The organism is Amycolatopsis decaplanina DSM 44594 (assembly GCF_000342005.1).
GTDB classification, from domain to species: domain Bacteria; phylum Actinomycetota; class Actinomycetes; order Mycobacteriales; family Pseudonocardiaceae; genus Amycolatopsis; species Amycolatopsis decaplanina.
The window spans coordinates 110,056-136,189 of sequence record NZ_AOHO01000068.1; the positions used below are offsets into that span (position 1 = coordinate 110,056).

Here is a 26,134-nt window from a genome sequence, read left to right on the forward strand (position 1 = left end):
GCGACCGGAACGCGCCGAAACGCGTTCGAAGCCGCCCCAACGAGGAGGAACGAGAGACCGCGGACCTGCGAAAACAGAGAAAACGCCTGGTCAGGAGCTGGCTCGATCTTCCCTGACACGGAAGAGGTCACTGGTTCAATCCCAGTATCGCGCACCATTTGTTTTTGCAGGTCAGAAGCCCTGCTCCTCCTCGGTGGGGCGGGGCTTCAGTCGTTCAAGGGCGATGGCCTTCGGGGCAGTCTCCAACTGCCCGTACTCCCCCGGCTTCGTCCGCGCACCCGCCATGAGGACGCCGATCGAGGACGAGGACCTGCCGTCCACGAATACGCCACGCGCCTTGGTAGCCGTCACGTTGGTGCGGGCCGGAAGCCACCGGCGCTGATCGGTCAGCCCCGTGGAGAGAAAGAGCGCGACGTACGAGATCGAGTTCCTGGGTCGACCGGACATGCCGGTGCGCGGCGTGGTCGACGCAGGAGCGGCCGGCGGTGCCGTCACCCGGCACCGCCGGCCATCAGGTCAGAACACCTTGACCGAAACCGTTTTGTCGTTCATCTGGTCGCCGACGCAGGAAAGGTCGCCGGTGTGCTCGAGAGTCGGCACGCCGGAATCCGTCCAGCAGTTGGGGCGCGAGTACAGGATCCACCGGGTGTCGGACAGGACCGAAGAAATCGTGTTGATGAAGTAATTCGGGAGGATGAAGCACCGGCCGCCGTCACCCGGGTCGTAGAACGAAGAGCAGCAGTAGTTGGCGTTGTCGAAGAACTCGGCGTAGGTGACCGCGGCGGCGAACGCCACAATTCCCTTCGCGTGAGAAACATTTCTTTCTCCTTTATTTCGCAGGAAACAACGATCGCGTCGAGAGTGGCAGGAAAGGTTTTCCGACCTCGACGGCATCGGCGTGCAACAGAACTCGGTGATCGACTTCGGCTGACGCCGTTCGAGCACGACTGCGCATGATCTCCTGTTTGCGGATCCAGTCCGACAGGAGTGCGAGTAACGATTGGAATCGCTTCACAAACCGTAGCGGATCAAAACTGTGTCGTTAACGCCCTTCAAACCCAATGCCACGTAGCTTAAGTTGATCAACCTTTCGAACTGCGGTTTCTTGTCGGCGACGGTAGTCGGTGCGACCTCGGGCAGGCTTGTCCATGGTGGACAGTGGCTGGTGTGGCGACAGGGATACGTGGGGCATTGACCGAGGGGGTCGTGAGTGATCAGGGTCGTTCTAACGACCCAAATCACTCACGACAGCCGACGCCACACCGGTACCGCCGAGCAGCACTCAGGCAAACCCAGGCCCCTGCCGTTCTGCACCAGCCAGGACAACGGCGACATGGAGCTGGTTTCATATTCAAGTCAAGCTACGTGGCATTGCCTTCAAACCGTATTGAACCCCCTTGAATTCAACGGCAACCTCGGCTCAGGGTACGGATGGCGGACGACCACCCACTATCCGTTATCCGCCGAGTGATCCGCGTGTATCGGATTGCCGGTACGGCTCCGGAACCGTCACGCCCCGGTGGATACGCGCCGGAAAGGAAACGGATCCCGGGAATCCCGGGATCCGTTCCTGAAACGGTCGTGAGCACGCCTCAAGCCGGCGGACTGCAGCGTCTTTCGGCGGTGCGGGACGGCACCTGTCCGTACGCCTCGCGGTAATACGCGGCGAACCGGCTCAGGTGGGTGAAGCCCCAACGCGTCGCGACCTCGGCGACCGTCCCGGACGCGGAACCGTCCGCGATGCGCAGCAGGTCTTGGTGCACCCGGTCCAGCCGTACGCGCCGCAGGTAGGCCGCCGGGGTCGCCCCGAAGTCGATCCGGAAGCGGGCCTGGAGAGTGCGGAGGCTGACCCGCGCCGCCGCGGCCATGTCCGCGACCGACACCGGCTCCCCCGCGTGTTCCTCGCAGTACGCCATGGCCCGTCGCACGGCACGCGGCAGCGCCGGATGGGCGTATGCGGGCAAGGTGGCGAAATGGTCGTGCGGCTGGAGGTCCACCAGGCCGTGCACGAGGGCCTGTTCGAAGTGCGCGGCGGCCAGCGGTGACCGGGCAGCGAGGGGGGACGCGGTGAACCGCGCGAAGGCTCGCGCGGTCCCCAGCCACGCGGCCACCGCCGGGTCGCCGTCCGCGAGAGCGGGAGCGAAACGCAGGGCGGCGGCGGGCGGTTCGCCGGTCTGCGCGATGACAGCGCTGTCCACCACCGCCCGCGGCAGACACAGGATGAGGGTGTCCGCGCCGGCCGACAGGGACATGCCCAGGGTCATCCCGGGCCCGGCGACCGAGCACGACGCGGTGACCTCGCGGCCCGCCACCCAGACCGTACCCCCACCGGCGAGCGGGAGATGGATGTTGTAGAAGTCGGGCAGTTCGCCTGCCGCGATTTCCACCGGGACGCCCCACCTCAGCTCGTACAGCGCCAGACCCTGCCGGTGCAGGCGGCGGAAGCGGCCGGGCGCCTGGTCCCCTCGGCCGACGCGCAGACAGTGTGGCGAGAACTCACCGGTCACTACCTCGTCCAGCGCCTCGACATCGTCACCCTCGAACAGTGTGTGCGGCGTGCCGGCCCCTGGTCCGCCCCGGCCGGCCTGTCCGGCTCTCTGTTCCCGTACCGCCGCCCCGCACGTGCGTCCCCGGTATCCGCCCTGCATCTCGTCCCCCCGGTTTCCGCCGGGGGCCGCAGGTCGCGCCCCGGTTTTCCGCCGAATTTACAGCTACGAGGAAGCGCCGCCCCGTGAGACTCGGCGACGAGGAGGCGGTTTGACCTGACCGATGCTCGAAGATCGTGCTCACCGTGTCGAACGCGGCCTTCCTTCAGGACCTGAGATCGGCGATCACGGCCCGGGCGGCCCGGCCACCGGAAGCCAGCGCACCTTGCAACGAGCTGGTGTCCCGGTGGTCTCCGCAGACGTGGATCTTGTCGCCGAACGTGATTTCGCGGCGAATACCGTGGGGAGCCGGCATCGCCGGAAGCGCGTGAGGGATTTCGTAACGGCCGACCGGTTCCCACTGGGAGGCGTCAGTCCCGTACATCCGCGTCAGCGCCTGTCTCACTTCGGTTTCGTCGAGTGAGGCGAACATGGAGGCGCTGACGAGCGCGGAGCCCGGTGGCGCGTACGTGGGGCAAACCTCGCTGAGCACCGCCGTGTTCAGGATCGGCCCTCCTCGGGCATCGATCATGATGACCGGCTCACGCAATGGCGATTCGGGCGGCGCGAAGTACCAGGTCGTCACGCTGTTCCAGCGCGGTTCCGGCACACCGTCCACAAGCCGCGCGGCGGTGGAGCCATCGGTGGCGACGACGACCGCGCGCGCGTTCCAGACATCTCCGTCCGCGGTACGCACTCGCCCGGTTCCGACTTCGCCGACCGGTGTCCCGGTGCGGACCCAGGCCGACGGAAGCGAGCGGGCGAGCCGCCGAGGCAGCTCGCCCATGCCGAGCGCGGGCAGGGACGGTGCGGAGCGCAGGAAACTACGCCACACGAGCTGGAAGAAACGCGATGACGTGACCAGGTCCGCCTCGAGGAAGACTCCGGACAGGAAAGGCCGCAGCACGGTGTCCACCGCACGGGCCGACATGCCGGCCCGCCGTAGTTCTTCGGCTGTCGTGCGGTCGTCACCGTTGACGATCGTGTCCGCCGGACCGCCCGCGACACGGACGGTGAAGGCGCCGAGGGCGGCGAGGTCTTTGACGGAGAGATAGCGTCGCGCGACGACATCGCGGAGGGCTTTCGGCGTGTCCACGGGATTTCCGAGCAGGCTGCGGCGATCACCGTCGGCCACCCTCACCGCGCGCCAGAACTTCCCCAGCCGCAGGCTTTCGACGTCGACGAGACGTCGGATCGCGGGATAAGCCGGGTTCAGGATCTGAAACCCGCGATCCAGGCGGAACCCGTCGACCACGTCCGTGCGGACCCGCCCGCCGACCTCGTCCCCCGCTTCCAGGACCACGCAAGAGAACCCGGCGCGGTGCAGATGGAGCCCGGCGGAAAGACCGGCGAGCCCGGCGCCGACGATCACGACATCGGTCTCGTGCACACCCATCGACCACGCTCCCACCGACCTCAACTTCGACTCACAACCGTTGCATACCGCGAAGAGGTTGTCCACGCGAGCGACCGCGATGAAACCGATCGGCGCCGCGACTCAGCAGAGGCCGCTCCGCAGCGCGTACCGCCGCTCGGCGTAGGCAAGGTCGTCCCGCCAGAGGCGGGCGGAAGCGCGACGCATCAAGGGCCGCAGCACCGGGGCGATCCGGGCGGCCTTGCCGAAACCCGGGCGATCGGAAGTGGCGATCGTCGCCTCGATGACGCTGGTACGGGGACGCCCGTCGGGGCCGTCGCCGAGCGGGGTGGCGTGAGTTTCCACCACGCTGCCGACCCCTTCGCCCTCGACGATGGTCATCAGCACGGTGCGCGGCTCGGGGCAGGTGAACTCGGCGATCACCGGGACGCCCAGCTTCCCCGCGAGCCGGAAGGTCACTTCGACGACGAACCGGTCGTCGACGTCGGCGACGTCGTTTCCTTGCGGGGCGGACAACACCCGCAGACGGGTGAACGAGTACGGATGGAACCAAGCGCCGTGCCACGGGTCGAGCCGGTTGGCGACGATGTCCTCCGGCTCGCAGGTACCGGTCAAGGTCGCGACCGCGTCGATGGCGACGTCACCGGCGGGGCGGGGCGGCACGACAGGCCGGTCCGTGGGGCGCTCCCCGCCGAAGCGGTCGAGGCGGACCCAGACGAGCACGCCGTCGTCGTAGGAGGGCAGCGGCGACCATCCCGGTCGATCCGGCCCGACTCTCAGTCCGTGCCAACGGCAAACCAGCTCTCCACAGTGGACACGCGCCTGGCCGAGCGGGGCACCGAGGTGGGGACAGGCGCCAGGGCCGATGACCGGCTCGCGGTCCGCGCCGCGCCAGGCAACGAGTTCCTGGCCGCCCACTCGAAACCCGATGGGCTTGTCGCCGCCGATGTCCCGGGCGGCTCCGACGACGAACCAGTTGCCCGCCGACCGGGCGTCCGCACGCTTCACCGCGGCGTCGATGAGAGCGGGGCCGCATTCGCGATACGTCGGTTCCTGCCGGGCCCAGGCCGGTTCGCGGAACGGCCGGACCGGCCACTTGGCAGGCCACCGCTCGATCATCTGCCGCCTGAGATCCACCAGGACGCTCCTGCTCCACGTAGTCGGGACGGGATGCGATGTACCTCCTTCATCCTGTGGCACCTGGAGCGGTTACGCAACGTTCCGCCGGTCGAGTCAGGTCTTCAGCCGTTCGGCGGCGAGGTCCAGCGCTTCGGCCAGATCGTTCACCCAGACCGCTCCGTGACCATTGAGTCCTTCCCAGCCGGGGCCCGCGACGACGACCTCGAAACCCCGGCGCTGCAGCCGCTGGCACAGCAGATGGTCGACGGTACTGGCGGACATCGACCACAGGACGACGAGCAGGGGATCCAATTTGGACGCCATCCCGGTCATGGTCTCCCCCGGGACCATTTGACCGAGGTAGATCGCGGGAATACCCACTTCGACCATTGACGCGCACAGCACTTCGACCGGCAGGCTGTGCCGTTCGTCCGGGCAACAGGCGATGAGCACAGCCCGCTCCGACGGCACCTTCGCGAACCTGCCGACGTATCGCTGGAGAGCGAGCGAAACCTCGGTGGCGAGCGCCCACTCCGACTCGAAGCACACGTCCCCCCGCAGCCAGCGGGCGTCGAGATTCCGCAGGATCGGCAGTAACACCTCGGTCCACGTGCCCGCCGCGCCCAGCGCGTCGAGCGTCTCGTCGAGCAGCGCCGCGATGGACGCGAACTCCAGGTCTTCCGCGGCTCGTTCCAATTCGCCCGTCCGACGGCCGGCCGGGACTTCGGGAACCGCGTCTTCACCATCGGAGAAGGCGGCGGCCGCCGCCTCACGGGCACGGATACCGCGCTGGATGAGCCTCTGCATGTACTGCAGCCTGCGAACGTCCGCGTCGGAGTACCGCCGGTGGCGCCCGTCGGCCCGTAAGGAAGGGCCGACACCGTAACGGGCCGCCCAGGTCCGGAGCGTGACCGGCGAAATGCCCAACTTCTCCGCCACCATGCCCGGGGTCCACGAACCCTCGGTCTGGAGGCCGCTACGACCACTCACCTCGCCGACACCCATCACACACCACGTTTCCCTCCCCGTTCGGCCCAAGCTTACGAGGCCATCCGGACGCCGGTGCGCGAACACCGTCCACACTGCCGACTCGCGGGGTGGGGTGGCGGCCCAGGCAGGCCGCGAGGAAACGGAGACGCCCGGCGGCGCCTCGACGGCCGGGGACCGGGGCCGCCGGGCGCCGCCCGGCTTCCGGACCCGGCCGCGTGGGGTACGCCGGGCCCATGAGGGTGACCGAAGGTCGCGCCACCCTCCATCACAAGGCAGGCACTTTCGCTTCACACACGATCCACGCTTGGAACCGGTGTGAGCGGGTACTCGATGTGCCAGGCCTCTGACGTCGATGTCGTCGGAGTTGCGGGTACTCCGCTGGTTCAAGTAGACAGGATACACCACTTGTGAAACGGTTTCGAAACGAAATTTCGACCAGCGGAGAGGGCAGGCGGATGGCGTCGACCATGGCGGCGGAGAAGGCACCGCCGGAGGAGGCGCCAGGCGGGTGGCTGGACAGGATCGGCGAGCGCTGCCGAGCAGAGGCACTCGATTACGTTCGAGCCCGCGCCGCCGAACATTTCTCCGGCCGCGGTGAAGGAGAACTCGCGGAAACCGTGATCCCCGAGTTCGTCGCCGGCGGGAAGTGTCTCCGCCCGATGTTCGCTTACGTGGGCTGGCTGTGCGGTGAGCCGGAATCCGACGCCGCTCTCCGGGCGGCCTCGAGCTTGGAGCTGTTGCACTGTTTCGCACTCGCGCAGGACGACGTCATGGACGGTTCCCGGTTTCGCCGCGGCCGTCCCGCCCTGCACGTCCGTTTCGCCCGATGGCACGCGGAACAGGGCTGGGGCGGGTCTTCCGATCGGTTCGGTGAGTCCGCCGCGACGTTGTCGGGCGATCTCTTCCTGGTCTGGTCCGAGCGGATGCTGCGTGAATGCGGCTTGACCGCGGAAACACTCGCCAGGGGCTGGCCCCGGTATGACCTGATGCGTGCGGAACTCGCCGTCGGCCAGCTCGCCGACCTGGTCAACGACGCGCGCTCGCTCCCGGGGTGGGAGGAGCTGCTGGACGTCCTTCGCCGGAAATCGGGCAACTACACCGTCCGCAGGCCGTTGGAGTTCGGCGCCTCGCTGGCCGGATGCGGGCAGGACGTTCTGGCCGCGCTGGCCGAGTTCGGCGGGCTGATCGGTGAGGCGTTCCAGTTCCGGGACGACCTGCTGGGGGTGTTCGGCGATCCGGCCGTCACCGGTAAACCCGTCGGCCAGGATCTCCGTGAGCGCAAGGCGTCCAGTGTGGTGGTGCTGGCGGCGGAAATGGCGGCCCCGCGGCAGCGCGTGGAGCTCGACGAACTGCTCGCGCTTCCCGTCGTGGGCGACGACGCGGTGGCCCGCTGGAGCGAGCTGATCGTCGCGACCGGAGCCCACGATCGTCTCGGCGAACTCATCCGGGAACGCGCGGACAAGGCGCTGGCCGTCATCGATCCGGCCGTTTTCCCACAGCACGCCGCGGACGCACTGTCCGTTCTGGCCGCCCGATGCACGGAGCGAGACCAATGAAGACGGTAACCGGCCGGACAGACCGGGTGGTCGTCGTCGGAGCGGGCTTGTCGGGTCTCGCGGCGGCTTTGCACCTGGCCGGGCGTGGCCGCGAGGTCGTCGTCGTCGAGCGGGATCCGGGTCCTGGCGGCCGTGCGGGGCGGATCGAGCGCAAGGGCTACCGGCTCGACACCGGGCCCACCGTGCTGACCATGCCCTCGATCCTCGAGGAAACTTTCGGCGCCGTCGGCGCGGAACTGTCCGCCGAACTACCGCTCACACGGCTCGACCCGGCGTACCTCGCCCAGTTCGCGGACGGCAGCAGTCTTCCCGTCCGCTCCGACGCCGCGGCGATGACGGACGCGGTCCGGGAGTTCGCCGGTCCCGCCGAGGCCGCGGGATACCTCCGCTTGCGCGACTGGCTGACCCGGCTTTACCGCGTCGAATTCACCCGGTTCATCGACGCGAACATCGACTCCCCCTTGGGCATGCTCCACCCCGATCTGGCACGACTGGTGGCACTGGGCGGATTCCGGCGGCTGGATGCCAAAATCGGCGCCTTTCTGTCCGATGAGCGCCTGAAGCGGGTCTTCACCTTCCAAGCGCTTTACGCCGGCGAATCACCGATGCGGGCTTTGGCTCTCTACGCGGTCATCGCCTACATGGACACCGTGGGCGGGGTGTACTTCCCGCCCGGAGGCGTGGCCGCGCTCCCCGAGGCACTGGCACGGGTCGCCGCCGCGCACGGAGTCACCTTCCACTACGGCGACGCCGTGCGCACGCTCGAACGCGAAGGCCGCCGGATCACCGCCGTCCGCACAGCGGGCGGTGACCGTCATCCTTGTGACGCCGTCGTGCTGACGAGCGAGCTGGCGGAGAGCTACCGGCTGCTGGGCCGGCTCCCCCGGCGGCCGGTTCCGCTGCGCCCGGCCCCGTCGGCTCTGGTCGTGCACGCCGGCGGTCCCGGAGACGGCTCCGACGTCGCGCACCACACCATTTCCTTCGGGCGAGGGTGGCGATCGACGTTCGACGAGCTCATCACCGCCGGGCGCCGCATGACCGACCCCTCTCTGCTGATCACCAGGCCTACCGCCACCGATCCCGGGCTGGCCCCGGCGGGCCGTCAGCTCTACTCGATCCTCGCCCCGGTACCGAATCTCGACCGCGGCCCGGCCGATTGGGCCACCGAAGCGGAGCCGTATGCGGAAGAGATTCTCGCGGTGGCACGCGAACGACTGCTTCCGGACTTCGAACCCGAGTTCACCGAGGTCATCAGTCCTGCCGACTGGGCTGCCCGTGGACTCGTCGCCGGCACCCCTTTCAGTTACGCGCATTCCTTCGCCCAGACAGGGCCCTTCAGGCCCAGAAACCTCCCTCGTGGCACCGAAAACGTGGTCCTCGCCGGAGGCGCGACGGTACCGGGAGTGGGTGTGCCGACCGTGCTGATATCGGGCCGGCTCGCCGCCGACCGGATCACCGGAGCGCCGGAGCAGCGCTCGCGGATCCTCGATCTCGCGACAGAGGAGGCCCGATGACCCGCCGCGAACTCGACGCCGCCGGGATTCACGATCCCGGCCTGCGCTCCGCCTACACCTGGTGCCGCGAGGTGAATGCCCGGCACGGCCGCACGTATTTCCTGGCCACACGTATGTTGACGCCGCCCCAGCGCCCGGCGATCCACGCGCTCTACGGTTTCGCGCGGTGGCTCGACGACATCGTCGACGAACCCGAGCCCGGCGCTACGCCGCAATCGGTTGCCGCACGTCTGTCCGAAGTGGAGGACCGCTTCCTCGGCGACCTTTCCACCGGAACGAGCGACGACCCCTTGCTGACCGCGGTGATCGACACCGCCACCCGATTCGATCTGGAGGAGAAGCTTTTCCGTGCCTTCTTCACCTCGATGCGGATGGACCTGAGCGTGACCGACTACGCGACACGTCAGGATCTCGACGTCTACGTGCACGGGTCGGCGGAGGTGATCGGCCTTCAAGTGCTTCCCGTGCTCGGCGCCGTATCGAGTCGTGACGAGGCGGCGCCGCGAGCCGCGGCGTTGGGCAAGGCGTTCCAATTGACGAACTTCCTTCGTGACGTCGCCGAGGATTTCCAGCGTGGACGCGTTTACCTGCCCGCCGACGAACTCAAGGAACACGGCGTCGATCGTGACCGGCTGTCCTGGTGCGCCGAGCACGGTCGCGCGGACGCGTCCGTGCGAGCCGCCATCCGGGATCAGATCGCCAGGACGCGGCGCGTCTACGCCGAGGCACGGCCGGGAATCGCGATGCTGCACCCCGTTTCGCGGCCCTGCGTGGCCACCGCCGCGGCACTGTACGGACGGATTCTCGACCGGATCGAACGCGCGGACCACGACGTCTTCGTCCGCCGGGCGAAGGTGCCCAGAAGCCGCAGACTCGCCGTCGCGTGCGGCGCCTTGGCACGTTCGCAGTGGGCACGCCGGCGGCATCCCGCTCCCCCAGCGGTGGTGGGCTGAATGGGCAAGGCGGAATACTTGATCGTGCTGGCGGCGTGCGTCCTGGTGACCCTGCCGTTGGAGGCCGCCGGCGCACGCGTCTACCGGCGACCGAAACGCCTCGCCCGCGCGGTCCTTCCGATGGCGGCCGTCTTCCTCGTGTGGGACGCCCTGGCGATCGCCGGTGGCGTCTGGCACTACGCACCGGAGTTCGTCACCGGCATCCACGCCCCGTTCTCCGTCCCCCTGGAGGAAATCCTCTTCTTCGTGGTCATCCCGGTGTGCGGACTTCTGACCTACGAGATGGTCCAGCTCACGCTCACCGTGTTCCAGCGACGGGGAGACCGGCGGGCGGCCCGGCGATGATCCCCTGGGGCTACACCGTTCCGGCGGTCACCGCGGTGATCGCCGTCGTCCTGCTCGAACTGGCCGTCTTGAAGACGGGCTTGTTCCGCAAGCTCGCCTACTGGCTCACGATGGCCATCGTCACCGGCTTCCAGATCCCGGTCGACGGCTGGCTGACGAAACTGTCCGCCCCGATCGTCCTGTACGCGCCCGAGCACACCACCGGCTGGCGTTTCCCCTGGGACATCCCGGTCGAGGACTTCCTTTTCGGCTTCGCGCTGGTGACCGCCGTCCTGCTCCTGTGGGAACGGGACCGGGAGGAGGCGCGATGACGGCAATGGAACGGAACGGGCTTCCGCGAGCGGTCGTGCCATCGGCCTTCGACACCGAAGCACGCTGGTACGACCGCCTGGTCGCCGCCAATCCCGGCTATCACGAACATCTGCGGCTCTCCGCGCGCCGTCTCGGCCTGCCCTCGGACGCGGGCGGCCTGCGACTGCTGGACGCGGGGTGCGGAACCGGCGCTTCCACCGCCGCCCTGCTCTCGGTCGCGCCCGGCGCCCGGATCACGGCTTTCGACGCTTCCGCCGAGATGCTGGCCCGGGCACGGGCCAAGGTTTGGCCCGCCGGAGTCGAATTCCTCCACACCCCCGTCGAAGAACTGGCCGGTGTGCGGGGGCCGTTCGATGCCATCATCTCCGCGTACCTGCTCCGCAACCTCGCCGATCCCACCGCGGGTTTACGCCGCCTTCGAACCCTTCTTCGCCCCGGAGGACGAATCGCTGTCCACGAGTACTCCGTCCGCGACTCCCGCCGCGCCCGCTGGATCTGGAACGCGGTGTGCGCGGGTGTGATCATCCCGCTCGGCAAAGTCACCACCGGCGACGCGACGCTCTATCGCCACCTTCGCCGCAGTGTCCTCGAATTCGACGGGCTCGGTTCACTCACTCAGCGCCTCCACGATGCCGGATTCACCGACGTCCGCACCGGATCGGTACACGGCTGGCAGAAAGGCATCGTGCACACCGTTCTCGGAACGAATCCCCCGGAGACTTCGTGAACCCACGTCCTGGACTTGATCCCCGTATCGTCACGAAGCTGGCGGTACCCGGCCTGTCCGACGCGGGCCGGCTCGGACGGCGTCCCACCACGGCCGTCGTCGGCGGTGGGATAGCCGGCCTGACCGCCGCGACCGCGCTCGCCGAACGGGGCGTCGACGTCACCGTCTTCGAACGGGAAGACCACCTGGGCGGACGGGTCGGTGGCTGGCCGGAGCGGCTGCCCGACGGCACAACGGTGACCATGAGCCGGGGCTTCCACGCCTTTTTCCGCCAGTACTACAACCTCCGCGCCCTGCTCGAACGAACCGACCCGCGTCTCGAGCGGCTGACACCGCTCACCGACTACCCGCTGCTCGACGCGCAGGGGCGGACGGACACCTTCGCCGGACTGCCACGCACCCCACCCTGGAACGCCCTGGCCTTCGCCTGGCGCAGCCCCACCTTCACCCCACGCGACCTCCTGCGTCTCAACGGCCGCAGGGCGCTGCCGCTGGCGACGGTGAGTGTGCCGGAAACCTACGACCGGCTCGACCGGATCGACGCCTCGACCTTCCTCGAATCGATCAACTTCCCCGCGGCCGCCCGGCATCTCGCCTTCGAAGTCTTCTCACGCAGCTTCTTCGCGGACCCGCACGATCTGTCCGCGGCGGAACTGGCGACGATGTTCCACCTGTACTTCCTCGGCTCCAGCGAGGGTCTCGTCTTCGACGTGCCGACCGACCCGTTCCCGCAAGCGCTCTGGGACCCGCTCGCCGGTTACCTCGCCGCCCGGCGAGTCGACATCCGCACCGGCGCGGGCGTCACCGCTCTTCAGCGCACTCCCGACGGCTTCGAAATCGAAACCGGCGACCGGACGGAACACTTCGACGCCACGGTGCTCGCCTGTGACCCGGACGGGCTGCGCCGGATCGTCGCCGCGTCACCGGGCATCGGAACGGATACCTGGCGCGACGACATCGCCGCCTTGCGCACCGCGCCGCCGTTCCTGGTGCGGCGACTATGGCTCGACCGCCCCGTGGACTCCGCGCGACCGCCCTTTCTCGGTACCGGGAGTGTGCCACCACTCGACAACGTCAGCCTGCTCGACCGGTACGAAGGAGAAGCCCGCCGCTGGGCCGCACGCACCGGCGGCTCGGTGGTCGAACTCCACGCCTACGCGGCGACCACAGGCGACACCGAGAGCCTGGTCAAGGCCGTCGACGCACGGCTCCACGAGATCTACCCGGAAACCGGGGCCGCCCGTATCTCCGGGGAGATCACGCTGTGGCGAGAGGATTGCCCCATGTTCGGCATCGGCCACTTCGCCAGGCGTCCCACCGTCGAAACCCCGGACCCGGCGCTGGCCCTGGCGGGTGACGGCATCCGGATCGATCTCCCGGTCGCCCTCATGGAACGCGCGGCCGCCACGGGCTGGGAGGCGGCCAACATTCTCCTTGAGCGCTGGGGACTCGAAGGTCACCCGCTGCGCTCCGTCCCCAACAAGGGCCGGATCGAATTGCTGAACCGGCTCGCGGCGTCGAAGTACTTCGGCGGGGGCCGCCCGTGATCGCGACCGGCGACATCCACGCAGTGTCCGCGCGACCGAAGACGACCGACCGGCAAGCCATCAGGCGGTAGGTTGCTCCTTAGGCTCCTGTCGCCACGCGGTGGTCGTGGTGCTCACCCCGGCTCGTCTCGTGAACGGCGGTGTCCTGGCCCTCACGATCGTATTCTTCCTCCTGGCCAAGGGAAACGGAAAGGAACGTCCGAGTGACCGCACTTCACCGGTGGGCGGACACGCTCGCCGCGTGGGCCATCCCACCCGAAATCCTGGCGGCGGCGCCCGAGTCACCGTGGGTACTGCCCCGCCAGGTGTTCGAACGGCGCGCGGACGCCCAGATCGCCGCGCCGACCGGCGAAACCCACGCCGCCGCTCGGGCGGCACTGGCCGAACCAGGTTCCGTGCTCGACGTCGGCGCGGCGGCCGGAGCGACGAGCCTGCCCCTTCTCGGACGGGTCCCCGTCCTGGAACTGACGGCGGTCGACGCGGACGGCGAACTGCTGACCGGGTTCGCCGCACGGGCCGCCGATCTCGGTCTGCCCTCGACCATCCTTTCCGGACGGTGGCCGGACCTCGCGGACGAGACCCCGGTCGCCGACGTCGTGTTGTGCGGCAACGTCGTCTACAACCTCGCCGACCTCGCCCCGTTCCTGCACGCGCTGACCACGCACGCCCGGCGACGAGTGATCGTCGAAGTGGCCGCGGCGCACCCGCTCACCGAGCTGAACCCGTTGTGGCGGCGCTTCCACGACATCGAGCGCCCCGCGGGCCCCACCGCCGACGACTTCCTGGCCACCCTCGGCGAACTGGGCGTCGAGCCCACGGTCGCCCGGTGGCGACGTCGACCGGAAGCGGAGTACGCCACCTTCGCCGAGCTGACCGACGTCACTCGAAGGCGGCTCTGCCTGCCCGCCGACACCGAGACCGAGGTGGCCGCCGCGCTACGCGAACTCGGCGTGGATCCCGCGCTGCCACCGGATCTGGGCTCGTCCGGCCGCGAACTGGTGACGGTCAGCTGGCCAGGCAGGGGTGTTTGACGGCCGCTCCAGGAGGCGCTGCCCGAGCCTGGGCACGCCGTGATGGCTGCCGACGTGGTCGAGCAGCGGCATCGTTCCGCCCGCACGCGCGACCCCAGCGTTCAGGCCACGGTGTCGAACGAACCCTCCGGAAACTGCGGAGCCCGCGCGTCGGCTCCCCGCGGATCCGGTCGGCCATTTGCGGCTTCTGCTGGGCGGACCGGAATTCCCGCCGATACGGGTGTCGTGGAACCAGGTTGAAACCGGACTCGGACCAGCGCTACTCCAGCTTCCTCCATTTGAGGGGTAAGGCAAAGGTGGCAGGTTGTGAGGGCATGTCGCGAAAGCCACGTTCGCGACGTTGGATGTCCTGAAAGTGGCTTTCGCGACGTTGACGGTGGCGGTGGCGGGGGCGGTGGCGGTGGCGGTGGCAGGGCGCATGGTCGGCCCAGGTGGTCGGCCAGGCGACCTGAGCGACGCAGCGTGGTGGCCTCGTGAGTGGTAAAGACGGTTCTAACCGTCTTTACCACTCACGAGGCCCGCCACCAGGCCTGAGGACCACCCTGCTTATCTCGACTCGTCTTCCAGCGCCGTGTGGATCCACCAGCCGGGTAATCCCTGGATCGGCTCGTCGGAACTGTCGGCGTCGGTCTCCGGGGCCGCCCGCTCTGCGGCGAAGCGGGCGTCGTCCGGTCGGCGGGCGGCTGTGTAGATGCGTTCCAGTTCGCGCCACATCTGGACTTCGGCTCGACGGTCGCCGATCTTCGCGAACGTCAAGGCGGCAGCGGCGAACGCTCTGACCGTGTCGCCGAGCCAGCCCAACTCGCGATGGACCACACCCAAGTTGCGCCACGTTTGCGCCTCGCTGCGCCGATCACCGCATTCCCCGAAGGTGACACGGACAGCCGATAGGACGTCGATCGCGTCACCTCGCCTGCCGATCCCGTGCAACGCGATCGCCAGGTTGCCCCGCGCCATCGCCTCACTGAGCCGATCGCCGATGTCCCGGAAGATCTCGACCGCGGCGGTGTGCGCGTCGATGGCCCGCCAATGATCGCCCAGTCGCTCGAGCGCGGTTCCCGCGTTGCTCCGCGCCGCCGCCTCGCTACGCCGGTCGCCGAGCTCCTCGAACAGGTCGATCGCGTAGTGGTGCTGAGACACCGCTCCCGCGAAATCACCCATTCCCTGCAACGCCAAGCCCAGGTAGTCGCACACCTGCCCTTCGACGGCCAGGTCGTCGAGGAAGGCACGGCCGGCCAACCGGGCGGTGTCCAGGTTGCCGACGGCCTCCTTGAACCGGCCGGCCTCGATCAGGGCGGCTCCCAGGTTCACGATCGCCTGTACGATCCCCCGCCGATCGCGCAACCGTCGGACCGCCCGGTCCGCGATCTCCGCGGTGGCGACCCAGTCGCCCACCTGACGCCGCCAGGACAAGAAGCCCGACAAAGTCGAAGCCAGATCCACCGCCTGCCGGTCCCGCGAGGTGTCGTCGGCCACGGCCACGGCGGCGACCAGGCACGCCCGTTCCGCGTCCAGCCAGGCCAGCGCGCTGTCCCACCCGTCGAACGGGCTTTCCGAGGGGGGCGGGGCGTGCGAGCGAACCGTCGCCATCCAGCCCAGTGCGGCCCGCGTCGTGCCGAGGTAGTGGTCGAGCACCCGGTCGGTCGCTGCGGCCAGGTCGGCCTCCTTGATCCCGAGGTCGGCGACGGCGTACCGGGTGACGGCGAGCCGCAGCAAGTCGTGAAACTCCCAGCGCTGCGGGCCACCCAGCAGCAAGTGGGCCCGGGTCAGCACGCGCAACCGGACCCGTGCCACCGCCTCGTCCGCGCCCAGCACCGCCGCCGCGGCGGCCAAGCCGATGTCCGGGCCGGGCGCGCTGGTCAGCAGGCAGAGCAGCCGTGCCGCATCCGGGTCGCGGGTGCGCAACCGCCGCCACGACGCCAGGAACGCGGCGGGCACGCCGCCGGAACCGTCGTCCAGCACAGCCAGCCGGGTTCGCGTGTCGGCCAGATCGGCGACGAGCTCCCCGACGGTCAGGCCCGGTTCCTCGGCCAGGACACCCGCGGCGATCACCACAGCCTGTGGCAGCAGGCCGCACCACCGCAGCACCTCCGCCACCCCGCTGGACTCGGCGGCGGGCCGGGGATCGGCCGGAAGTCCCCGGTCGCGGGCGGCCTGGTCCAGCACCGCGCGAACCAGCTCCGCCGCCTCGGCCGGCGCCAGCACACTCAGGTCCACTCTGCCGACGCCGGGCAACGGAAGAGTGTCGCGAGACGTGATCAGTACCCGGTGCACCCGTGCGGCCATGGAGGTGGGCAGCAGGTCAAGGACCTGGTCGGGGTCCGCGACGTTGTCCAGCACCAGCAGCACCCGCTTGCCCCGGACGGCCAGCTCGTCGAGGTGCCGGTGGTAGACGGCGGGCTGCTGCGCGGCGTCGGACGGAATCCCCTCGGCCGGCACGCCCAGGGCCCTCAACGCCGCCGCGAACACTTGTCCGGGCCGCACCCGGTTCGCCGCGACGAGTTCGTACCCGCGCAGGTCCACGGACACCGAGCCGCCGGGAAACCAGCCACGGCTCACCGCTTGTGCCGCGGCTCGCCGGACCAGCGCGGTCTTGCCGATGCCGCCCATTCCCTGAACGACGCCAGTGAACGGCCCGGAGCTGCCGGCGGCCAGGGTAGTGGCCAGCCGGTCGAGGTCCGGCTCCCGGCCCACGAACACCTCCGTGCCGGGATCGGCGTGGATCGCGGTCACCACCGCGCTGCTCCCGATCGCGGCCGTCAGGTGGATGTGCTGAGTGTTGTGGTCGCCGACCTGCACGCCGTGCCCGAACCGGGCGTCGACCGCCGGCCGGACCTGATCATCGGCGGGCCCGGTCACCGCGGGGCTGGCGGACCGAAGTTCAGCGTCATCGAGTTGTGGTCGCCGACCTGCACACCTTGCGACTCGCGGACATCGACGGTGAACTTCCCGCCGACCCGGTCGAGCAGCGTGCGAGCGGTGGCGACCAGCTCGTCGTCCGGTTCAAGCGCCGCTCCGTCGAGGGCCCGGACCAGCTCGTCCCGAACCCGCTGCTCCTTGTCCGGCGCGGCGTCATCGTGAGCGGCCTCCTCGAGTTGCGCGGCCACTTTCGCCCCGAACCGTCGGCGCGCGCCGTCGACCAGGCCGGCATAGGCGTCCTTCACCGCGAGCGAAGCGGTGTCTTTCGCCCCGGCCGCCGCACCCGCGACCAGCCCGGCGGCCACCAGGTACAGCAGTTCCCCCACCATCGCGCCTCCCGCGCTCCGACGAGGCTCCAGTGTGCCGGAGAAGCCGCCCCTTCGACCAGGCCGCTCTCCCGAGGTCATCACTTGCCGATCACCGCTCCCGCAGGCCTGCGCGGTTGTCCGTCGTAGCATCTAGGGGACGAGGAGGTGGTGGGGTGACGGATGAACAGTTGCTCATCGAATTCGCGCTGACCCGCATGGATCATCCCGACCTCGACCTCGAGGAAGTGGCCACCCTGACCGTTCGGCGTCTTGGCGAAGACCGGATGCTGGACTTCGCCGGGCTCACCCTCGTCAGCCGCGGCGAACTACGCGGGGCTGTGTTCCCTGCCGCGGTCGAACACGTTCTCCGGGTCGTCCTGACCTTGCGCGGGCCAGACGACTAGGCGCTGTCCTGAAGACCGCGGACAGACTTACAGGACAGTGCCTCGGCCCGGCGGAACGACGCTGTGGCACGAAAACTCCTTGGCAGAGTGCCCGTATGCCGAGCTGAACGCTTCGACGGACGGCCGCCGCGAGTCGCATCGCTCAGTCGGGTATGCAGGACACATGCGCATTCTGTCCGAGTCACGGCTGGCCGCCGTGCTGGCCGCCGCCGTCAGCCGTCCGAGGGTCGTGGTCAGCGGTAATTTCGCCACCCCCTATCGCACGCTGGAGCTGCTCGACAAGACGGTGGCCGAGTACCGGCTGTTCGCGCTCAACGCCCAGCCCGGCATCCCCGACCGCGACGGTGTGACACTGGAAACGCCCTTCGTCGGGCCCGGCATGCGCGGCAAGCCGACGCTGCGGTACTTCCCGTCCCGCCTGTCTCTGGTGCCTCGCCTGCTCCAGCAGGCCCTGCCACCCGACATCGTGCTGATCCACACGTCCACCCCCGTGGACGGTTGCGTATCGCTGGGCACGGAAGTCAACATCCTGCCCGCGGCGATCGAGGCTGTCCGCGCCCGCGGCGGTCTCGTGATCGCCCAGCTCAACCCGCGGATGCCCTATACCTACGGCGACGGAGTTCTCGCCTGCGACGAAGTGGACTTCGCGATCGAGGTCGACGAGCAGTTGCCCTCCCCCGTGCCCCGCCCGATCAGCGAGGTCTCCGAGGCGATCGGTGCCCGCGTCGCCGACCTCGTCCCGGCCGACGCGACGCTGCAACTGGGCATCGGCGCCGTTCCGGACGCCGTCCTCGCGGCGCTGACCGCGCGCCGCGGCCTGGCCGTGTGGTCGGAGATGTTCAGCGACGGCGTGCTGGGCCTGGAACGAGCGGGCGCGCTCGACCCGGACACACCGGTGACCGCCTCGTTCGTGTTCGGCGGCCCCGAACTGTACGACTGGGTGGACCGTAACCCACGAGTCCGACTCCTCCGCACCGAAAAGACCAACGACCCCGGACTCATCGCCCGGCGGCCACGTCTGGTCTCGATCAACAGTGCGCTGCAGATCGACCTGTACGCACAGGCGAACGCCAGCCGCGTGCACGACGTCATCCACTCCGGTTTCGGCGGGCAGACCGACTTCGTGGTCGGGGCTCTGCACTCCCCCGGCGGGAAAGCGATCATCGCCCTTCCCTCCTGGCACCCGAAAGCCGACGTCTCCACCGTGGTTCCCCGCCTGGCGGGCCCGGTCACGTCCTTCCAGCACAACTACTTCGTCAGCGAACAAGGCGTGGCCACCATCTGGGGACACGACGCCGGTGAACAGGCTGAGCAGATCATCGACCACGTCGCCCACCCCCACGCCCGCGACGAACTCCGCGAAGCAGGCCGCTATCTCGGTTTCCCCCTGCGGAATCCCGGTCGACCAGGCGGTGCAGGGTGAGCGCGGTGAGCGCCGAGGTGGTCGCCGCCATTTCGCGATGACCGCTCCGGCGATCGCCGAGCAACTCGGCGAGCGTCACCACCAGGAACACGACGGGAGACACCCCGGAACCGAGCAGCCGCACCACCAGCCGGTTCACTCCGCCGGTTCGCCGCGCGGCCGGGTTTTCCCGCGCGTGCCCGTCGTCCAGAGCGCTGGGGACGATCGCGTTCCTGGCCATGGCCGCCGCGCTCGGCGGCGGCAGTGGCGCGGTGTTCGCGCTGGTGGCACTGCTCACCCCGGCGGACAAGGTCGGCTCGGTGACAGGCGTGGTCGGCGCGGCAGGCGGTCTCGGCGGATTCATCCCGCCACTGGTCATGGGCGCCCTCTATGGAACTTACGGCTCGTACGCCTTCGGACTCGCCGCGCTGGCCGCGGTCGCCGCGGCGGCCCTCGTGTTCACCGCCACCGCGGCACGCCACTCGCTACGCGCCCACCGCGACTCCGGCCACCGGCTGACCCCGCGGGGCGCATGAGCCACGACGGCCCGGACGGCGAGGGCTCGTGAGTGGTAAGGACGGTTGGAACGTCACGGTATTTGGCTACCTGCTGCTGACCTGCACGAGGTCGACGACCCCCGCGGGTATCGGGATCGTCTATGAAGGAATCAGGACACCCAACGTCCCGATTCCTTCATAGACGCGACGTGACCCCCGCCCCGGACAAGGCTGTACCACTCAAACCCGGCGACCGACCCACCCACCCACCCACCCACCCCCACCGCGGCACCGCTCAGGTCGCCTGAATGAAGTACGTGAAGGCCCCCTTCACGTACAGGGCCAAGACAGCGGCTGTCCCGTGCGATGCGATCGAACGCATGGGTTCTCCCTTCGGATGGTCATGACTCGTCCAGGGTTTCGCCGGGCGAGAGCGACCAAGAGAGCACAAGGTCCCGGATCGGGGATGATCGGGCGCGAGCGGGCCGAAGGTCCTCTGCCACCGGGTTCGTCAGGCTCTACACGGCAATTCCCGGACCCAGCAGGGTCGGGAGCATGGACAATGACTTCGAGGCCGAAGAACAGCGAACGGTCAACGCGGGCAGGCTGTGGGCGGGCGGCGCGGCGACGGCGGTGACCGCGGCGCTCACCGCCGTCGTGGGAATCCTGGTCGCTCGCGGACTGGTGAAGGTCGCGGTTCTCACGCCCAGTCACGAAGGCGCCTGGGGTGGAGCCAACACCGTTACCTACGCGCTCGTATCGGCCGTCGTGGCGCTCGGCGCGACGGCATTGCTCCATGTCCTTCTGCTCACCACACCGCGCGTGAAGGTCTTCTTCGGCTGGATCATGGTGCTCCTCACCGCGATCGCCGTGGTGACGCCCCTCAGCCTGACCGCCGAGTTCGACGCCCGGCTCGCGACGGCGATCATCAACCTGGCCATCGGGCTGGTCATCACCATCACCCTGTCCGGTGTCGCCGGTTCCGCCCTCCGGGAACGCGAACGCCAAGTCGAATCAGCGGCACGAAAGAAAGAAACGCCGTGACAGGAAACTCACCCTGCTCTGTACGAGATCAGGCCGGGCGAGGTGGAGACTTCAAATCGTGCCGGCGGCACTCGCGCGGCGCCGCTGCCGCGCCTTGTCGAGTTCGACGAGGACGTAGGTGAGGGCGGCCAGCACAGGCACCGGCCACCAGGCTTTCCAGGGCATCGGCGCGGTGTGGAAGAGCGAGTTCATGAACGGGACATAGGTCAGCACGAGCTGGAGCAGCACGGTCACCGTGACACCCAGGAGCAGCCAGCGGTTGCGGAAGAAGCCGACCCGCGGGCGAAGGTCCACCAGGGACCGGCAGTTGACCAGGTAGGCGATCTCGCCACCGACGAAAACGTTCATGGCGACCGTTCTGGCGAGCTCGACGGGAGCACCCGCACCGATCTGCCACTGGAAAGCCCCGAAGGAACAGGCCAGCAGGATGACCGAGACGAACATGGTCCGGCCGGCCAGCGCTCCGGTCAGCAGCGGAAGCGAGGGCGGCAGCGGCGGGCGGCGCATCACGTCGGGTTCCCGCGGTTCGAACGCCAGCGTGAGACCGAGCGCGACCGCCGTGGTCATGTTGATCCAGAGGATCTGCACCGGAAGAATCGGCAATGCGGTACCGGCCAGGATCGCGGCGAGGATCACCAGCCCCTCGGCCATATTCGTCGGGAGAGTCCAGATGATGAACTTGCGCAGGTTGTCGAAGACCGCACGGCCTTCTTCGACCGCGGCTCCGATGGACGCGAAGTTGTCGTCGGTGAGCACCATGTCGGCCGCCTGCTTCGCGACTTCGGTCCCTCCCCTCCCCATCGCCACGCCGATATCCGCGCGGCGCAACGCGGGTGCGTCGTTCACCCCGTCGCCCGTCATGGCCACGACCTCACCGTTCCGCTGGATTTCGCCGACGAGCCGCAGCTTCTCCTCCGGAGACACCCTCGCGTGCACCGAGGAGATGCCGAACTCGCGAGCGATCGAGCGTGCTGTGGCCGGGTGATCGCCGGTGATCATGGTGACCTCGATGCCCGCCTCCCGGCAGGCTCGGACCGCTTCGATCGCTTCCGGTCGAGGCGGATCCTGCATGCCGACGAAGCCGAGGAGGACGACGTTTCCGCGTAACCCTTCCTCGGTCAGCCCGACGCCGGCCGCACGACCGATCGCCAGTACTCGAAGGCCTTCTGCCGCCATGGCTTCGGCCTCGGCACAGTGGGAGACGCCGGCCAAGTCCAGCAAGCGCTCCACCGAGCCTTTCACGTACACGACGCCACCGACGTGCTCAGTGGCCATGAAACGGCGTTCGGAAGTGAACGGAAGCACCCGCACGCGTTCCGGCACGTCGCCGATGTCGAGACCGGCCTTCTTCGCGACGGTCACCAGCGCGGCCTCTGTCGGATCACCGACCGGCTTCCAGCGGCCGTCCTCTTCCACGATCCGCGCGTCGTTGCACGCGAGTCCCGCGAGCAGGCATTCCCGCACGGCGGGCGTGGGTTCCGGCCGGATCTCCCCCTCGGGTGTGTAGCCGATGCCGGAGACGGTATGGCGCCGGTCGCCGACCACCATCGCCCGAACGGTCATCGCGTTCGCGGTGAGGGTCCCGGTCTTGTCGGTGCAGATCACCGTCGTACTGCCGAGGGTTTCGACGGCGGGCAACCGCCGGATGATCGCGTGACGGCGCGCCATCCGCGCGACTCCGATCGCCAGCGTCACGGTGACGGCGGCGGGGAGACCTTCCGGGATCGCGCCCACCGCGAGCGCCACCGCCGCGGTCACCATCTCCGCGGCCGTCTCCCCACGAACGAGGCCGACGACGATGCCCAACGCCGCGAGCCCCAGGATCACGATCGTCAGTACCCGGCTGAACCTGGCGAGTTTGCGTGTCAGTGGCGTCCGCACCGAGATCGTCGTACCGACGAGGCGATGCACCCGGCCGATCTCGGTGGCGGCCCCGGTCGCGACCACGACCCCGCGGCCCGTTCCCGTGGTCACCAGCGTTCCGGAATAGGCCATGTTCGCGCGATCGGCCAGCGCGGTGCCCGGCGGGAGCACTACCGGATCCTTCACCGCGGGCACCGACTCACCGGTCAAAGCCGACTCGTCGATTCCGAGTTCGTCGGTGGCGACGAGACGCAGATCGGCACCGACCTGATCGCCCGCCTCCAGCAGCACCACGTCTCCCGGCACCAGCCCGGCCGACGGCACGCGCGCGGTCGAGCCGCCCCGGACGACGGTCACCTCGGTCCGCACCATCGACGCCAAGGCGTCCAGCGCGCGTTCCGCGCGCGCCTCCTGCACGAACCCGATGACCGCGTTGACGACGACCACCCCGAGTACCACCGAAGCATCGACGACTTCGCCGAGCGCCGCGGTGACCGCCGCCGCCGTCAACAGGACGTAGATGAGCGGATGCCGCAACTGCCCGGCCAGGCGGACGATCCAGTTCGGTCCGCGCCGCGGCGGTAGTTCGTTCGGCCCGACATCCACCAGCCGCCGTTGCCACACTCCGGGAGACAGCCCGCTGTCGACGTCCGTTTCCGCCAGCAAGACGACCTCGGGCACCGGCAACCCGTGATGGGCGACCTCCTCGGTGATGGTTCCCTGGGTCATCCGGCGGGCCGTCCTGTCGCTCGGACGACCATGACCGGGCACTTCGCGTGATGGACCAGGGCATGGCTCGTCGACCCGAAGGACAGGCCGGCGAAACCGCCTCGGCCACGGCTGCCCACGACCACCAACTGGGCTTTCTCGCTCTGCTCGAGCAGACGCTGCCGCGGCTTGTCCCTGACGACGACCTGGTCGACCGGCACCTGCGGGTACTTCTTGCGCCAACCCGCGAGCCGCTGCCCCAGGACGCGGTTTTCGGCCTCGCGCACCGATTCGCCGGGGAAGGGCAAAGCACTCTCACCGGTGAAGAGTCCCGCGACATCACCGTCGTGCCACGCGTGCAAAACGAGCAAAGGGGTCTTCCGGACCGAGGCTTCCTCGAACGCCCAGGCGAGCACTTCCTCGCTCAGGGGGCTTCCGTCCACGCCGACCACCACCGGACCGGACTGGCGAGCCCCTCGGACCACCACGACCGGGCAGAAGGTCCCCGATGACAAGCGGGACGTGGACACCCTGGTGAACAAGCCGGCCGTCTCTCCGGCCGGGGCACCGATCGCCAGCAGCCGCGCCGTCGCCGAAATCTCGGTCAAGGCGGCGATCGGGCCCGTATCGACGGCCGCGGTGGCCATCTTCACCTCGGGAACCGCCGATTCGCACTCCACCCGGAATTCTCGCAGTACCTCCTCGGTGACGGCTTCTTTCGCTTTCAGCCAGGCGTCAGGAGGGAAAGACCGATTTCCGAAGGGGGCGCCGTCGAAACCGTAGGCCATCAGGAGCAGCAACTCGGCATTACGCAGAAGCGCTTCTTTCGCCGCCCACAGCGCGGCCGCCATCGAATGGGCCGAACCGTTCACCGCGGCGACGACGGGCGGGTTCCCGGATGTCGTCATGAAGCGCTCCTCCTGATTCGTCAAGCGGATCAGGCACCGACGCTAAGCAATCCCTCATGACGTCGATGCGGTCGGACGTCGTGGACCGCAGGGGCTTTCGACCCTGTGTCGAAGGCCGCCACGGCGACACGCTCGAACCGGAAACCCCTCCGTGGAAAGGGAGAAAGCATGAAGGCACTGGTTTACGACGGCCCGGGGCGGCGGGCTTGGGTCGATCGCCCCCGGCCGGAGCTCGCCGAGGCGACCGACGCGATCGTCCGCGTGGACGCGGTCACCATCTGCGGCACCGATCTGCACATCCTCAAAGGCGACGTCCCGGCCGTGGAGCACGGCAGGATCCTCGGGCACGAGGCCGTCGGCACGATCGTGGAAGTCGGCCAGGCGGTGACGGCCCGCAAGCCCGGCGATCGCGTGCTCGTCTCCTGCATCACCGCGTGCGGACGCTGCGAATACTGCCGGAAAGCCGTCTACGGGCAGTGTCTCGGCGGTGGTGGCTGGATCCTGGGTCACCGGATCGACGGCGTGCAGGCGGAGTTCGTGCGCGTCCCGTTCGCCGAGACCTCGACCTACGTGCTGCCGAAAGGGGTCGCGGACGAGGCGGCGCTGATGCTGGCCGACATCATGCCGACCTCCTACGAGGTCGGTGCCCGCAACGGAAAGGTCCAGCCCGGGGACTGTGTCGCGATCGTCGGGGCAGGGCCGATCGGACTCGCCGCGATCACCACGGCGCAGCTGTTCGGGCCGAGTTCCATCGTCGTGATCGACAAGGAACCCAGCAGGCTCGCCGCCGCGAAGAACTTCGGCGCGGACGTGCTCCTCCAACCCGGCGAGAACCCGGCCGCGGCGATCGCCGAACTCACCGGAGGCCTCGGCGCGGACGTCGCGATCGAAGCGGTCGGGGTGCCGGAGACCTTCGAGCTGTGCACGGAACTGGTCCGTCCCGGCGGGCACGTCGCCAACGTCGGTGTCCACGGTGCGCCCGCCACCCTGCATCTGGAAGACCTCTGGATCCGCGACATCACCATCACCACGGGCCTGGTCGACACGTCGAGCACCTCGATGCTGCTGCGGATGCTCGCGGCAGGCCGGCTCGACACGACCCGGTTCATCACCCATCGTTTCGGACTCGACGAGATGGACGAAGCCTATGACGTCTTCGCCCGGCCTCAAGAAAGCGACGCCCTCAAAGTCGCCCTCTTCCGCGGCTGACCCGACGACGGCCCGCCTCTGTCCACAACGGACGGACGCGGGCCGTGTCCGGTCAGGAATGACGCTTGAACGCCTCGATGACGCCTGTGCCGACCGGTTCCTCGATCGGCAGGTGGCTGTCGTCCATTTCGGCGGTGAGGCGTTCGCGGACGTCCACCACGCCATCGAGCCGGCGGATGAGCGCCACGATCACGGGGATCATGCTCGTACGTTCCACCTGACCGCGCACCGTCACGACGCCGTTGTGCACGGAGATCGACAGGGTGTCGGGATCGATCGCCATCGCGCGCTTGACGACCTCGGTGCGGACCTCTGCGCACAACCCCGAGTCGGATCGGAGAAAGCCGCGCAGGAGGTCTGATCTCCCGACGATTCCCACCAGTTTCGCGTCGTCGTCGAGAACCGGCAGCCGGTGCACCCGATGGTCTTCCATCAGCCGGATCGCTTCGTCCACCCCGGCGTCCTGTGCCACCGTGATCGCGGGTGTGGTCATCAACTCATCGGCCCGTCTTCCCTCCACCTTGCGCCGCAACCGGGGCCGGAACCGCAGCAGCCGGTGCCGGATCTCGCGTTCCAGCAGATCGCGCTGCGACACGACGCCGACCACCCTGCCTTCGTCGTCCACCACGGGCGCACCGCTCAGTCTCCACGACGTGAGAAGGACGGTGATCGCCTTGAACGGGGTCTCCGGCTTCACCGTGAGCACCTGGGTGCGCATCACCTCGCGCACTCGACGGCGTTTGCTCATCTCGATCTCC

23 protein-coding genes and 1 pseudogene are annotated in these 26,134 nt (G+C 68.9%); 13 read left to right on the top strand and 11 right to left on the bottom strand.

Going from position 1 to position 26,134, the window contains the following annotated elements; all coding sequences use genetic code 11:
* Nucleotides 1-171 precede the first annotated feature (171 nt).
* From H074_RS41135 to H074_RS25865, 6 genes are all read right to left on the bottom strand, one after another.
* On the bottom strand, nucleotides 172-495 hold the full coding sequence (locus H074_RS41135) for a hypothetical protein (RefSeq protein WP_152521503.1): 324 nt from the start codon (nucleotides 493-495) through the stop codon (nucleotides 172-174).
* Between the two features lie 21 nt (nucleotides 496-516).
* Nucleotides 517-795 carry a hypothetical protein gene (locus H074_RS25845; protein WP_007033018.1) on the bottom strand — a complete coding sequence of 93 codons (279 nt, stop codon included), beginning with the start codon at nucleotides 793-795 and terminating at the stop codon, nucleotides 517-519.
* A 797-nt stretch (nucleotides 796-1,592) separates the two neighbouring features.
* A complete protein-coding gene (locus H074_RS25850) occupies nucleotides 1,593-2,648 on the bottom strand; it encodes an AraC family transcriptional regulator (protein ID WP_007033019.1) in 1,056 nt (351 codons plus the stop codon).
* Between the two features lie 163 nt (nucleotides 2,649-2,811).
* Entirely contained in the window at nucleotides 2,812-4,041 is a 1,230-nt protein-coding gene (locus H074_RS25855) for an NAD(P)/FAD-dependent oxidoreductase (protein ID WP_007033020.1), read from the bottom strand.
* 102 nt (nucleotides 4,042-4,143) lie between these two features.
* On the bottom strand, nucleotides 4,144-5,157 hold the full coding sequence (locus tag H074_RS25860) for a Rieske (2Fe-2S) protein (RefSeq protein WP_007033021.1): 1,014 nt from the start codon (nucleotides 5,155-5,157) through the stop codon (nucleotides 4,144-4,146).
* A 96-nt stretch (nucleotides 5,158-5,253) separates the two neighbouring features.
* A complete protein-coding gene (locus tag H074_RS25865) occupies nucleotides 5,254-6,144 on the bottom strand; it encodes a MerR family transcriptional regulator (protein ID WP_007033022.1) in 891 nt (296 codons plus the stop codon).
* Nucleotides 6,145-6,584: 440 nt separating this feature from the next.
* Here H074_RS25865 and H074_RS25870 point away from each other — a divergent pair, with 440 nt between their 5' ends.
* From H074_RS25870 to H074_RS25905, 8 genes are all read left to right on the top strand, one after another.
* A complete protein-coding gene (locus H074_RS25870; RefSeq protein ID WP_007033023.1) occupies nucleotides 6,585-7,685 on the top strand; it encodes a polyprenyl synthetase family protein in 1,101 nt (366 codons plus the stop codon).
* Nucleotides 7,682-9,199, top strand: a complete 1,518-nt coding sequence (crtI, locus tag H074_RS25875; protein ID WP_007033024.1) for a phytoene desaturase family protein — start codon at nucleotides 7,682-7,684, stop codon at nucleotides 9,197-9,199. The genes H074_RS25870 and crtI overlap by 4 nt, the downstream gene beginning before the upstream one ends.
* The gene (locus H074_RS25880; RefSeq protein WP_007033025.1) at nucleotides 9,196-10,152 is read left to right on the top strand and encodes a phytoene/squalene synthase family protein; all 957 of its coding nucleotides are present in this window, start codon (nucleotides 9,196-9,198) and stop codon (nucleotides 10,150-10,152) included. Before crtI ends, H074_RS25880 begins: the two co-directional genes overlap by 4 nt.
* Nucleotides 10,153-10,497 (top strand): lycopene cyclase domain-containing protein, encoded by a 345-nt coding sequence (locus H074_RS25885; RefSeq protein WP_007033026.1) that lies wholly within the window; start codon nucleotides 10,153-10,155, stop codon nucleotides 10,495-10,497.
* Complete coding sequence (locus H074_RS25890) at nucleotides 10,494-10,808, top strand: lycopene cyclase domain-containing protein (RefSeq protein WP_007033027.1); 315 nt, start codon at nucleotides 10,494-10,496, stop codon at nucleotides 10,806-10,808. The genes H074_RS25885 and H074_RS25890 overlap by 4 nt, the downstream gene beginning before the upstream one ends.
* Nucleotides 10,805-11,536 carry a class I SAM-dependent methyltransferase gene (locus H074_RS25895; RefSeq protein WP_039923414.1) on the top strand — a complete coding sequence of 244 codons (732 nt, stop codon included), beginning with the start codon at nucleotides 10,805-10,807 and terminating at the stop codon, nucleotides 11,534-11,536. Before H074_RS25890 ends, H074_RS25895 begins: the two co-directional genes overlap by 4 nt.
* A complete protein-coding gene (locus H074_RS25900; protein ID WP_007033029.1) occupies nucleotides 11,533-13,083 on the top strand; it encodes an FAD-dependent oxidoreductase in 1,551 nt (516 codons plus the stop codon). Before H074_RS25895 ends, H074_RS25900 begins: the two co-directional genes overlap by 4 nt.
* A gap of 203 nt (nucleotides 13,084-13,286) precedes the next feature.
* The gene (locus tag H074_RS25905; protein WP_007033030.1) at nucleotides 13,287-14,114 is read left to right on the top strand and encodes a class I SAM-dependent methyltransferase; all 828 of its coding nucleotides are present in this window, start codon (nucleotides 13,287-13,289) and stop codon (nucleotides 14,112-14,114) included.
* 546 nt (nucleotides 14,115-14,660) lie between these two features.
* Here the strand turns inward: H074_RS25905 and H074_RS38825 are convergent.
* Nucleotides 14,661-16,973 carry a tetratricopeptide repeat protein gene (locus tag H074_RS38825; RefSeq protein WP_007033031.1) on the bottom strand — a complete coding sequence of 771 codons (2,313 nt, stop codon included), beginning with the start codon at nucleotides 16,971-16,973 and terminating at the stop codon, nucleotides 14,661-14,663.
* A complete protein-coding gene (locus tag H074_RS25915; protein WP_007033032.1) occupies nucleotides 16,970-17,362 on the bottom strand; it encodes an RIP homotypic interaction motif-containing protein in 393 nt (130 codons plus the stop codon). Before H074_RS25915 ends, H074_RS38825 begins: the two co-directional genes overlap by 4 nt.
* A 152-nt stretch (nucleotides 17,363-17,514) precedes the next feature.
* On the opposite strand from H074_RS25915, the gene H074_RS25920 reads away from it, so the two are divergent.
* The 4 genes and pseudogenes from H074_RS25920 (at nucleotide 17,515) to H074_RS25935 (ending at nucleotide 20,688) form a co-directional block, all read left to right on the top strand.
* Nucleotides 17,515-17,745, top strand: coding sequence for a hypothetical protein (locus H074_RS25920; RefSeq protein WP_007033033.1), 231 nt, complete (start codon nucleotides 17,515-17,517; stop codon nucleotides 17,743-17,745).
* A 163-nt stretch (nucleotides 17,746-17,908) separates the two neighbouring features.
* Complete coding sequence (locus H074_RS25925) at nucleotides 17,909-19,168, top strand: acetyl-CoA hydrolase/transferase family protein (protein ID WP_007033034.1); 1,260 nt, start codon at nucleotides 17,909-17,911, stop codon at nucleotides 19,166-19,168.
* A gap of 179 nt (nucleotides 19,169-19,347) precedes the next feature.
* Nucleotides 19,348-19,683, top strand: a pseudogene (locus H074_RS25930) (MFS transporter); the annotation flags it as partial.
* A gap of 516 nt (nucleotides 19,684-20,199) precedes the next feature.
* Complete coding sequence (locus H074_RS25935) at nucleotides 20,200-20,688, top strand: DUF6069 family protein (protein ID WP_007033037.1); 489 nt, start codon at nucleotides 20,200-20,202, stop codon at nucleotides 20,686-20,688.
* A 51-nt stretch (nucleotides 20,689-20,739) separates the two neighbouring features.
* Here the strand turns inward: H074_RS25935 and H074_RS25940 are convergent, their stop codons facing one another.
* Together H074_RS25940 and H074_RS25945 are read right to left on the bottom strand one after the other, a co-directional pair.
* Nucleotides 20,740-23,280, bottom strand: coding sequence for an HAD-IC family P-type ATPase (locus H074_RS25940; RefSeq protein ID WP_007033038.1), 2,541 nt, complete (start codon nucleotides 23,278-23,280; stop codon nucleotides 20,740-20,742).
* On the bottom strand, nucleotides 23,277-24,167 hold the full coding sequence (locus H074_RS25945) for a universal stress protein (RefSeq protein ID WP_007033039.1): 891 nt from the start codon (nucleotides 24,165-24,167) through the stop codon (nucleotides 23,277-23,279). Before H074_RS25945 ends, H074_RS25940 begins: the two co-directional genes overlap by 4 nt.
* Nucleotides 24,168-24,335: 168 nt before the next feature.
* Between H074_RS25945 and H074_RS25950 the strand changes: the two genes are divergently transcribed.
* Nucleotides 24,336-25,376: a zinc-dependent alcohol dehydrogenase family protein gene (locus H074_RS25950; RefSeq protein WP_007033041.1), complete on the top strand. Its 1,041-nt coding sequence runs from the start codon at nucleotides 24,336-24,338 to the stop codon at nucleotides 25,374-25,376.
* 52 nt (nucleotides 25,377-25,428) lie between these two features.
* Here the strand turns inward: H074_RS25950 and H074_RS25955 are convergent, their stop codons facing one another.
* Entirely contained in the window at nucleotides 25,429-26,124 is a 696-nt protein-coding gene (locus H074_RS25955) for a CBS domain-containing protein (protein WP_007033042.1), read from the bottom strand.
* Nucleotides 26,125-26,134: the final 10 nt, after the last annotated feature.

Excerpts from the sequence above, each read along its gene's own strand:
- H074_RS25855 (WP_007033020.1), bottom strand. The coding sequence starts at position 4,041 with ATGGGTGTGCACGAGACCGATGTCGTGATCGTCGGCGCCGGGCTCGCC.
- H074_RS25915 (WP_007033032.1), bottom strand. The coding sequence starts at position 17,362 with ATGGTGGGGGAACTGCTGTACCTGGTGGCCGCCGGGCTGGTCGCGGGT.
- H074_RS25950 (WP_007033041.1), top strand. The coding sequence starts at position 24,336 with ATGAAGGCACTGGTTTACGACGGCCCGGGGCGGCGGGCTTGGGTCGAT.
- H074_RS25945 (WP_007033039.1), bottom strand. The coding sequence starts at position 24,167 with ATGACGACATCCGGGAACCCGCCCGTCGTCGCCGCGGTGAACGGTTCG.
- H074_RS25850 (WP_007033019.1), bottom strand. The coding sequence starts at position 2,648 with ATGCAGGGCGGATACCGGGGACGCACGTGCGGGGCGGCGGTACGGGAA.
- H074_RS25890 (WP_007033027.1), top strand. The coding sequence starts at position 10,494 with ATGATCCCCTGGGGCTACACCGTTCCGGCGGTCACCGCGGTGATCGCC.
- H074_RS25865 (WP_007033022.1), bottom strand. The coding sequence starts at position 6,144 with ATGGGTGTCGGCGAGGTGAGTGGTCGTAGCGGCCTCCAGACCGAGGGT.
- H074_RS25935 (WP_007033037.1), top strand. The coding sequence starts at position 20,200 with ATGGACAATGACTTCGAGGCCGAAGAACAGCGAACGGTCAACGCGGGC.
- H074_RS25925 (WP_007033034.1), top strand. The coding sequence starts at position 17,909 with ATGCGCATTCTGTCCGAGTCACGGCTGGCCGCCGTGCTGGCCGCCGCC.
- H074_RS25880 (WP_007033025.1), top strand. The coding sequence starts at position 9,196 with ATGACCCGCCGCGAACTCGACGCCGCCGGGATTCACGATCCCGGCCTG.
- H074_RS25940 (WP_007033038.1), bottom strand. The coding sequence starts at position 23,280 with ATGACCCAGGGAACCATCACCGAGGAGGTCGCCCATCACGGGTTGCCG.
- H074_RS25885 (WP_007033026.1), top strand. The coding sequence starts at position 10,153 with ATGGGCAAGGCGGAATACTTGATCGTGCTGGCGGCGTGCGTCCTGGTG.
- crtI (WP_007033024.1), top strand. The coding sequence starts at position 7,682 with ATGAAGACGGTAACCGGCCGGACAGACCGGGTGGTCGTCGTCGGAGCG.
- H074_RS25870 (WP_007033023.1), top strand. The coding sequence starts at position 6,585 with ATGGCGTCGACCATGGCGGCGGAGAAGGCACCGCCGGAGGAGGCGCCA.
- H074_RS25895 (WP_039923414.1), top strand. The coding sequence starts at position 10,805 with ATGACGGCAATGGAACGGAACGGGCTTCCGCGAGCGGTCGTGCCATCG.
- H074_RS25955 (WP_007033042.1), bottom strand. The coding sequence starts at position 26,124 with ATGAGCAAACGCCGTCGAGTGCGCGAGGTGATGCGCACCCAGGTGCTC.